We start from the raw sequence: 746 nt of genomic DNA, 5'->3' as shown, positions 1-746 counted from the left end.
AGAGCCCAACAATTCCGTCGGCATAGTAACTCCCGAGTGGTAAAGGAAAATTTTACATGGCATATCAACTTAACGTGACAGGTGTAAGCAAGTCGTTCGGTGCCCACCGCGTCCTCAAAAATATCGACATGGCTGTGCCGCCGCACGCAATATACGCGTTGCTAGGCGTCAACGGCTCAGGCAAAAGTACTCTCATGAAAGGGTTAGTCGGCATACAGCCATTCAACAATGGTGCCTTCGCATTCTCCTCCCACGATGGTCTGCCTGGCAAGCCTACAAACATTGGCTCGCTTATCGAAAGCCCGAAGTTTTACCCATCGTTGAGTGCACTCGAAAATCTCTGCTACTTGGCACGACTGTTTGGAGTAGATGCTTCTAACACTCGTGACCTTCTGGATACTGTAGGGCTTGATCCATCGTTGACAAGACCGATGAAGAATTATTCCCTTGGTATGAAACAGCGCTTTGGTATTGCACTCGCATTGCTGGGGAAGCCAGAATTTCTTATTCTCGACGAGCCAACTAATGGGCTCGACCCAAATGGTGTCGTTGAAATTCGCAAGCTTATACAACAGCTCCCCACAACCCGAGATGTCACGATTATGGTGTCCAGTCACATTTTGTCAGAAATGCAAAACGTTGCGACACATGTAGGTATCCTTGACCAAGGCACCATCCGTTACTCGGGTCGCATTGCAGATCTGCTTGCCGACGAAAAGACGCTATTAGAATCTCCCGCTCCCGAA

1 protein-coding gene is annotated in these 746 nt (G+C 48.9%); it reads left to right on the top strand.

Translation table 11 applies throughout. The features are described 5' to 3' along the window. Positions 1 to 56: 56 nt before the first annotated feature. Positions 57 to 746: ATP-binding cassette domain-containing protein (locus BKN05_RS12215; RefSeq protein ID WP_286688757.1), on the top strand; the 690-nt coding region annotated here is incomplete at its 3' end.

Origin of the sequence: Corynebacterium sp. S5S1, assembly GCF_001913985.1 — a bacterium.
Lineage (GTDB): Bacteria > Actinomycetota > Actinomycetes > Mycobacteriales > Mycobacteriaceae > Corynebacterium > Corynebacterium marquesiae.
Note: the sequence above shows the minus strand (reverse complement) of the source record. Positions and strands in the feature narration are given on the sequence as shown.